The sequence below is a fragment of the Calidithermus terrae genome, assembly GCF_003574345.1.
In the GTDB taxonomy this organism is placed as follows: domain Bacteria; phylum Deinococcota; class Deinococci; order Deinococcales; family Thermaceae; genus Calidithermus; species Calidithermus chliarophilus.
The window spans coordinates 1-6,933 of the sequence record NZ_QXDL01000208.1 but is presented as its reverse complement, the minus strand read 5'-3'; the positions used below and the strand labels follow the sequence as shown (position 1 = coordinate 6,933).

At 71.0% G+C, this 6,933-nt stretch carries 8 protein-coding genes; 4 read left to right on the top strand and 4 right to left on the bottom strand.

Features of this window, described 5'->3' with window-relative positions; genetic code table 11:
* Nucleotides 1-113 precede the first annotated feature (113 nt).
* Nucleotides 114-860: a 5'/3'-nucleotidase SurE gene (surE, locus tag Mterra_RS17465; RefSeq protein WP_119316318.1), complete on the top strand. Its 747-nt coding sequence runs from the start codon at nucleotides 114-116 to the stop codon at nucleotides 858-860.
* Nucleotides 861-939: 79 nt separating this feature from the next.
* On the opposite strand, the gene Mterra_RS17460 is transcribed toward surE, so the two are convergent.
* The gene (locus Mterra_RS17460) at nucleotides 940-2,304 is read right to left on the bottom strand and encodes a tetratricopeptide repeat protein (RefSeq protein WP_245971678.1); all 1,365 of its coding nucleotides are present in this window, start codon (nucleotides 2,302-2,304) and stop codon (nucleotides 940-942) included.
* A gap of 311 nt (nucleotides 2,305-2,615) precedes the next feature.
* Between Mterra_RS17460 and Mterra_RS17455 the strand changes: the two genes are divergently transcribed.
* Nucleotides 2,616-3,308 (top strand): tetratricopeptide repeat protein, encoded by a 693-nt coding sequence (locus Mterra_RS17455; protein WP_119316316.1) that lies wholly within the window; start codon nucleotides 2,616-2,618, stop codon nucleotides 3,306-3,308.
* 193 nt (nucleotides 3,309-3,501) lie between these two features.
* On the opposite strand, the gene Mterra_RS17450 is transcribed toward Mterra_RS17455, so the two are convergent.
* On the bottom strand, nucleotides 3,502-4,116 hold the full coding sequence (locus Mterra_RS17450) for a trimeric intracellular cation channel family protein (RefSeq protein WP_119316319.1): 615 nt from the start codon (nucleotides 4,114-4,116) through the stop codon (nucleotides 3,502-3,504).
* An 11-nt stretch (nucleotides 4,117-4,127) separates the two neighbouring features.
* On the bottom strand, nucleotides 4,128-4,589 hold the full coding sequence (gene ispF, locus Mterra_RS17445; RefSeq protein ID WP_119316315.1) for a 2-C-methyl-D-erythritol 2,4-cyclodiphosphate synthase: 462 nt from the start codon (nucleotides 4,587-4,589) through the stop codon (nucleotides 4,128-4,130).
* Between the two features lie 94 nt (nucleotides 4,590-4,683).
* Here ispF and Mterra_RS17440 point away from each other — a divergent pair, with 94 nt between their 5' ends.
* Entirely contained in the window at nucleotides 4,684-5,250 is a 567-nt protein-coding gene (locus Mterra_RS17440) for an HD domain-containing protein (RefSeq protein WP_119316314.1), read from the top strand.
* A 10-nt stretch (nucleotides 5,251-5,260) separates the two neighbouring features.
* Nucleotides 5,261-5,746 carry a hypothetical protein gene (locus Mterra_RS17435; RefSeq protein ID WP_119316313.1) on the top strand — a complete coding sequence of 162 codons (486 nt, stop codon included), beginning with the start codon at nucleotides 5,261-5,263 and terminating at the stop codon, nucleotides 5,744-5,746.
* A gap of 227 nt (nucleotides 5,747-5,973) precedes the next feature.
* On the opposite strand, the gene Mterra_RS22535 is transcribed toward Mterra_RS17435, so the two are convergent.
* The coding region (locus Mterra_RS22535) for a TolB family protein (RefSeq protein ID WP_119316312.1) at nucleotides 5,974-6,933 on the bottom strand (960 nt) is incomplete at its 5' end.

Below are 6,933 nucleotides of genomic sequence, written 5' to 3'. Positions count from 1 at the left end.
GGGGGATACCCCCTCCCCGCCGGCGGGGAGGGAAGGGGTGGGGTTACGCCACAGGCTGACGGCTTATCGCTCCCTGCTTTCGGCTTCCCGCCTTTCGCGTTAGGCTATCAGGCATGCGGATTTTGGTAGCCAACGACGACGGCATTTTCTCCCCCGGCATCAAGGCCCTGGCGTTCGCGCTGCGCGAGCTCGGTGAGGTCAACGTGGTCGCGCCCGACGTGGAGCAGTCCGGGGTGGGTCACAGCATCACCTTCCGGCGACCCCTGCGCTTCAAGCACACCGCCTCGGCGGGCTTCGGCGAGGTGCCGGCCTACCGGGTGGACGGCACCCCGGCCGACTGCGTGGTGCTGGGGAGCAACCTGCTGGGCCGCCCCGACCTGGTGGTCTCAGGCATCAACATCGGGGTCAACATGGGGCTCGACCTCACCCACTCGGGCACGGTGGCGGCGGCGCTCGAGGGCGCCTCGCTGGGCATCCCCTCCATCGCCTTCAGCCTCGACGCCTCCGGCGAGGAGCTGCGCTTCGAGGAGGCCGCGCGGCACGCGCTGAAGATCGCCCGCTGGGTGCTCAACAACGGCCTGCCGCCCCAGACGTTGCTCAACGTCAACTTCCCCAACCGCTCGCCCCGGGGCATCCGCGTGACCCGGCTCTCCACCCACCGCTACGAGGACTCGGTGGTCGAGCGCCACGACCCCGACGGGCGGCCCTACTACTGGGTGGCCGGCAAGCCCACCGCCGAACTCCAGGAGGGCACCGACTTCTGGGCCGTGCAGCACGGCTACGTCTCGGTCACGCCGGTCAGCCTCGACTACACCGCGCACGGCTTCCTCGAGCGCCTGGGCAACCTCGCGGAGGGCTGAAGAACTCCAACGAACCGGGGCCGGAGCAGCACGCTCCGGCCCCTCGCCTTTCGGATCACCCCTACCGGGTGCCGGCCGGTCAAAGCAGCGTGCGCATGAAGGGCAGCTCGGCCACCAGCGTGAGGATCAGGCCCACCACCACCCAGGCCACCATCCCCGCCAGGGTGCCGCCGGTGCGCCGGCGCAGCCAGCCCAGGAAGACGGCCGTCGCCACCAGCAGCAGGGTGGGGCCGGGGATGGTCAAGCCCGAGAGCAGGGGGAGCATGTAGCTCGAGAGCTCGCGGTAGCGGTCGCGCAGGGAGAAGTCGGCGGCCCCGCGCAGGACGGGCTCCATGAGGGCGATGCCCAGGAAGGTGATGTAGATGTTGGGGAACTCGCCCAGGCCCAGCGGCTCGCGCACGAGGCCGTAAAGCCCCATGACCACCAGCAGCACCACGCCCGCCCACACCCCCTCGATCCAGTTCTGCCGCGCCCCCAGGTGCAGGTTGGCCAGCCCGATGCGCAGGTAGGTGATCAGCAGGGCCACCCCGCCCAGCAGCAGGTAGAACATGGGACGCACCGTCTCGGCCTGGACGGGGGTGAAGGCGGCGAGCCAGTTGCCGTAGAGGAAGTAGCCGATGGCCGCCGTCAGCAGGCCCGCGATCAGGAGGGAGAGGATCAGCCAGCCGTGCACCGTGCCCGGCCCCAGCCGGAACTGGCTGTCGAGCTCGACGGTGCGCATGGGCTCGATGCGGCTCTCCCCGATGAGGATGAGGGCCAAGTAGGCCACGAAGACCACCAGCCAGGGCCAGAGGTGCCCCAGCGCCCGGCTGGGCAGGCTCGTCTGCTGGCTGAGCAGGCTCAGGTACGCCCCGCCCTGCTCGAGGTTCCCCCGGCCGTATTCCACGGCGGTGAGCACCTTGAGGGCGTCGGTGTACTCGTCGTCGAGGCGGCTGAAGCGGGGGAGGGTGCGCTCGAGGACTGCAGAGGCCTCCTCCAGCCGCCCCGCGCTCCACAGCAACTCCCCCTTGAGCAGGCTCTCGCGGGGGCCATCGCCCAGCAGGAACACCCCCTCGGAGGGCTGCCCCAGGCGCTGGGCCATGCGCCCGGCCCCCAGGCGGCCCTCCGGCAGGCTGTCGGCGCGGCGGTAGGCGTCGTAGGCCTCCTCGTAGCGGCCCAGGATCTCCAGGGCTTTCCCGCGGTAGAGGTGGGCCTCGGGGTCGCGGTTGTTGGGCAGCGTGGCCAGGGCGTCGGCGGCGCGCCCGCGCAGCAGCAGCAGGCGGCCCTGCAGCAGCCGGACGGTGGCGCTTTCGGGGTCGGTGACGCCCTTGAGCTGCTCGAGGCTCTGCTCGGCGTCGGCGATGCGCTTGTCGTCGAGGTGGATGCGGGTCAGGAGCTCCAGGCTGGGCAGGTGCTGGGGGTTGGCGGTGAGGGCCAGCTCACAGGTGGCCTTGGCGCTGCTCAAGTCCCCTCGGTTGTATAGGCTGCGGCACTGGAAAAAATAATCGTCCGCTCCCAGCTGGGCCAGGGCCAAATTGGCTAAAAACGCCATCCAGAGCCCAATTCCGGCGAGCATACGGGGGGCCAAAACCATGCGGTAAGTCTACCATGTAACGTTAAGCGTTCCGGGCCGTGACGAACCTCGCTCGAGGGGCGTAACTCGGGATGAGCAAGGGAAATCCTTGAACCGGGTCAAGTTATGTGGATAAACACATTTGCATAGAGTAAGTTAAAGTGCCATTACAGGCTGGCGAGCTCAAACGGAGGTAAGCACAGATGAAACGATGGATCGCGCTTGGCGTAGGCGTATGGGTGCTGGGGATGGCCCTGGCTCAGACCCCCGCTGCCGTGGAGAAGATGATCGAGGAGGGCAAGCTGCAGGCGGCCTACACCGAAGCCCTCATGCTGGGCAACGCGGGCTACGTGCTCGCGGCCAAGGCGGCGAGCTACTACGCGGGCTACCAGGCCGGCGACAAGGAGAAGGGCTCGTGGTACGACCGCGCCGAGGAGGCCGCCAAGAAGGCCATCCAGGCCGACCCCGACAACCCCGAGGCCTACTTCGAGCTCGCCCGCGCCCACGGGCGCCTGGCGCAGTTCCGGGGCATCCTCGACAGCCTCAACCTGGCCTCGAGCGTGCGCGACAACCTCAACAAGGCCCTCAAGCTCAACCCCAGGCACGCCGGGGCCAAGGTGGCCCTCGCGCTGTGGCACTTCGAGCTCACCCAGAAGGGCGTGGGCTGGCTCTACGGCGCCAACGGCGGGCAGGTGGTGCCGCTGTTCGAGGAGGCCATCAAGCTCGAGCCCCAGACCATCATCCACCGCGTGGAGTACGCCACCGCGCTGGCCCGGATGAACCGCAAGGCCGACGCCATCAAGCAGCTCGAGTACGCCCTCTCCCTCCCGGCCAAGACCTACGCCGACCGGAAGGACCTCGAGCGCGCCAAGCGGCAGCTCGACGAGCTCAAGTAGGCGAAACCTGCGCGCAGGGACGGCCGTCCGGCCGTCCCTGTCGTCATCTGGGCCGTGGGCCGCTCCTACTCGGGGCGGAGCGCTCGAGCACCTCCGGGAGACCTCCCGAGGCGACCTGGCGGGCCCCGGCGAAGGCGGTGCAGGTGTCGTGCGCGGCTATACCCCAAGCATTACCCGGGTAATGCTTGGGCGCTCAGTCGCCCACCCGTGGCGTGGGCAGCCGCAGCCCCAGCCAGCGGCTCGACAGGCGCAGGGCGATGGTGGTCAAAGAGCCCAGCACCAGCGCCAGGGCGGCGAGGTCGGGCAGGAAGCGGTAGATGGCGTAGACCACGGCGGCCCCGCCCGCGGCGGCGGTGGCGTAGAGGTCGCGGTTGCGGTAGAAGATGCCGGGGATCTGGCCGGTGAGCAGGTCGCGCAGCACGCCCCCGCCCACCCCCGAGACCGTCCCGGCGAACACGCAGCCCCAGAAGCCCAGCCCGAAGGTGAAGCCGCGCTCGGCGCCCAGGGCGGCGAAGATGCCCAGGCCCAGCGTGTCGAGGTAGTAGATGGGGCGCTCGAGGCGCTCCACCCGCCCGTAGAAGCGCCACACCAATAGCGAGACCGCGAACACCACCCACAGCACCGCCTCGTTGCGGAAGGCCTGAGGCGGCAGCGAGCCCACCACGACGTCGCGGATCGAGCCCCCGCCCACCGCCGTCACGCCCGCCAGCACCAGCACGCCCACTAGGTCGAAGCGCTTCTGCACGCCCATCAAGGCGCCCGAGGCCGCGAAGGCCAGCGTGCCCAGCCAGCCCAGCCACTCGAGCACCTGCCAGGGGCTCACGGCGCCTCGAGCAACGCCACGCAGCGGGCCTGGACGTGGTCGGGGGCCAGCCCCTCGGAGGTCTTGAAGGTGAGGCCCACCCGGTCGGGGGGGAGGGACAGCAGCCCGGCCAGGCGGGCCTGGATGGCGGCGCGGTGGGGGCCGAGCTTGGGCTTGTCGAGCGTGACGACGCCGCTGACCTGGCTCACCCGGTAGCCCATCCCCGCGACGCGCGCGAGCGCCGCCTCGAGGATCACCCGGCTCTCCAGGCCCTTCCACCGGGGGTCGGTGTCGGGGAACAGCGCCCCGATGTCGCCTAAGGCGCAGGCCGAGAGCAGCGCGTCGCAGAGGGCGTGGAGGACCACGTCGCCGTCGGAGTGGGCCACCGCCCCGCGCTCGGAGGGGATCTCGACCCCGCCCAGCCACAGGGCGCGGCCGGGCTCGAGGCGGTGGGCGTCTTCGCCGAAGCCGATTCGCATAGCCCTCATTTTCCAGGGTCGTGGCCGCGCGGTCCAGCGGAGGGGCGGCGCTTCGGCCCTTGACGCTGGCCCCTCGAGCCTCGAGACTCTTTGCATGGCGATCTACATGGTCTACGACGACGCCCTGAGGCTGATGCAGCAGTGGACGCCTTCCGAGAGCCTGCGCCGCCACATGATGGCGGTGGAGGCGGCCATGCGCGCCTACGCGCGGCACTTCGGCGAGGACGAGGAGAAGTGGGCCATCACCGGCATCCTGCACGACTTCGACTACGAGAAGGAGCCCGAGACCCACCCCTACAAGGGCGTCGAGCTGCTGCGCAAGATGGGCTACTCGCCCGAGGTCTGCGAGGCCATCCTGGGCCACGCCGACGTGCCCGAGCACCCCCGCACCACCCTCATGGCCAAGGCGCTCTTCGCCGTGGACGAGCTCACCGGCCTCATCACCGCCGCCGTCTACGTGCGCCCGGACAAGAACATCGCCGGCCTCGAGCTCGGCAGCCTCAAGAAGAAGTTCAAGGACAAGGCCTTCGCCGCGCGCGTTGACCGCGAGGGCATCGTGCGCGGGGCCGAGGAGCTGGGCGTGGACCTCGACGCCCACATGCAGTTCGTCCTCGACGCCATGAAGGCCGACGCCGAGCGGCTGGGCCTGGCCGGCGACTGAAGCCCTGGCGATGCCGACCGAGCGCGAAGACCAAGGCCCCGCCGCGATCGCCCGGTTGCTGGAGGGCATCCCCGCCCTGCTCGAGCAGGGCCACGTCAAGGAGGCCGAAGAGGCCCTCGAGGCCGCCTACCGCCACTACACCACCCTCAGCCGCAGCCTGGTGGCCGCCGCCGACGCCGACAGCCTCGCCAACCTGCTCGAGCTCGCCCAGCCCCCGCCGCCTCAGCTCGCCCTCCTCGCCGACCTGCTCGAGGCCGAGAGCTTCCTGCGCCTGCGGCAGGGCGACGAGGAGCGGGCCTTGCACTGCGCCCACAAGGCCCTGCGCCTCTACCTCGAGGCCGCCCTGCACGACCCCGAGCTGCTCGAGCCGGTCGCACAGCCCGTGGCCTACCTCGCGGAGTTCCTCCAGGACGAATCCCTCAGCGACCTGGGCGTGCGGCCCTCCAAGGCCACCGCCCGCCGCCTGCGCGAGTACCGGGAGCGATTCGGGGGATAACCGTCCGAATCGGCAAAGCCGTCAGCCGTCAGCGGGGGGCTGGAGATTCGTGGCTCACCCTACCCCAACCCTCCGCGCGCCCGGGGAGGGGTATCCCCCCAGCCCCCCTTGCTAAGGGGGGAACAAGGCGTCTCGCGTCTTGCGTTTGGCGTTTCGCGTACGACGTACGACGCAGGACGCACGACCCGCGCTAAGCGCCCAGCCATCGGCTACCGGCCATCAACCCCTCACCGCGGCAACTCGAGCACGTACAGGCTATAGTCCCCGCTGCTCAGGAACACCACCCGCCGCCCGTCGGGCGAGACGCGCCACTGGTCGTGGCTGATCTTGCGGCCCAGGTCGGCCAGGGGGCGGGCCTGCTGGCGGCGCGCGTCGTACTCCATGAGGCGGTGGGTGGGCGCGCCGGGCTTGAACTCGGCGTAGACCAGGCGGTCGGCGTCGCGCCAGCGGTAGGAGCCGAAGAAGGGGAGCCTGCGGGCGTTGCCGCCCTCGCGCGGGAGCAGGAACAGCCCGTCGGGGCGGCCGGGCTCGAAGGCGGTGGAGTAGATCACCCAGGCCCCGCCGGGGCTGGCGCTGAGGTTGCGGGGGGAGCGGGCCCTGCCCAGCACCTTCCCGACCCCGGTGCGGACGTTGTAGGTGCGGATCGAGCGCTCGGCCTCGCGGGGGCTGCTCTTGCCGCTGAGCAGCAGGGTCTCGCCGTCGAGCCAGCCCGAGACGCCCCCGCCGTAGAGGGTGGCGACGGAGCGGGGGCTGCCGCCGAGGGTCGTCACGAAGACCTGGGTGGCGCGGGTGTCGAAGTTGCCCTGGCTGCTGGTGACGCCCCAGGTCACCCGGCGGTTGCCAGGGGCCCAGGCCACCGCGGCGCCCCGGTTGGGCAGGCTGTAGCGCTGGCCGCTGCTCACGGCCTCGAGCCCTGAGCTCGGGCTCCCGGGGAACAGCGCGTAGGCCCAGTCGGGGCTGTAGTAGGCCAGGGGCAGCTCGAGGCGGGGCGGCCCGGGCTGGGCGACGTCCACGGCGTAGTAGCCCAGCCGGGCTTGGGGGGTGGGCTTGTCGAGGAACAGCACCCGGCGGCTGTCGGCGCTCCACTGCGGCTCCACGCAGCAGCCCCCGGGGGTGATGCGGCGCAGGCCCGAGGGCAGGGGAGCGGCGGAGGCGGGCTCGAGGGCGGGCCGGGGGAAGCCCTGCAG